The 899-nt window shown below is 57.2% G+C and carries 1 protein-coding gene; it reads left to right on the top strand.

Going from position 1 to position 899, the window contains the following annotated elements; all coding sequences use genetic code 11:
- Positions 1–899: beta-ketoacyl synthase N-terminal-like domain-containing protein (locus tag AB9F27_RS21890; protein WP_369758201.1), on the top strand; the 899-nt coding region annotated here is incomplete at both ends.

An 899-nucleotide genomic window follows, 5' to 3' on the forward strand; every position in this document is an offset into this window, starting at 1 on the left:
GGCTTTCTTAAAGCCACAGCACCCAACACACGGTACGGATGCCGCATTCATCAAAGAGGTTCTGGCGACATTGGGCGAAACGTTGCCCGACGGCATGTTGCCAAGGATCAATCGGGTCGTCGACAATTTTCCACTGACCGCAAACAGCAAAATAGATCGCAAGGTTCTCCTACGAAGCCTTGACCCCGAAACCCAGCCTGCGACTGGCGAGCAAGATCAAGGACGGCGCCCCAATACTGACGCCCTGAGCGCGCGAAAAATCTCACGCATGATTGCGGCGCAATGGCAAAAGGCCCTTGGTGACATCGCGGTTTCGGACGATTTGACATTCTTTGATGCGGGCGGCAGTTCACTGGAACTGGTCAATGTGCATGCGGCCCTTGTGAAAGAGCTTGGAGTGTCCTTTGACATCACACTCATGTTTGAAGCGCCACGTCTGGGACAGCTTGCAGCCAAGCTGGCGGCAATTGTCGCTGCGGCCCCTGCCCCAACCTTAGCCCCCGCTGGGACTGCGGATGTGGCTCAACCTATCCCCGACGATCTACCCGATAACGCCATTGCCATCGTCGGCATGGCTGCGCGCCTCCCTGGCTCCGCCAACCTTGATGAATTCTGGCAGCACCTTGTAAAAGGCACAAACCTGATTGAGTTGTTTCCCGCGGACGAGGCTGAGGACAACTTTTCAGAACGCGAACGCGCTTCGACGTCTTATGTTCGGGCACGCCCCGAGTTGCTGGACGCGGGCATGTTCGATGCCAAGTTTTTCGGGATGCTCCCGCGTGAAGCCGCCGTGACTGATCCGCAAGCGCGTGTTTTTATCGAGATGGCGCACGAGGTTTTGGAGAGCAGCGGCCACGCGGCCCGCAAGGATAATCTAAGGGTCGGTGTTTTTGCTGGGT

This window comes from Falsihalocynthiibacter sp. CO-5D18 (assembly GCF_041205445.1).
Lineage (GTDB): Bacteria > Pseudomonadota > Alphaproteobacteria > Rhodobacterales > Rhodobacteraceae > Falsihalocynthiibacter > Falsihalocynthiibacter arcticus.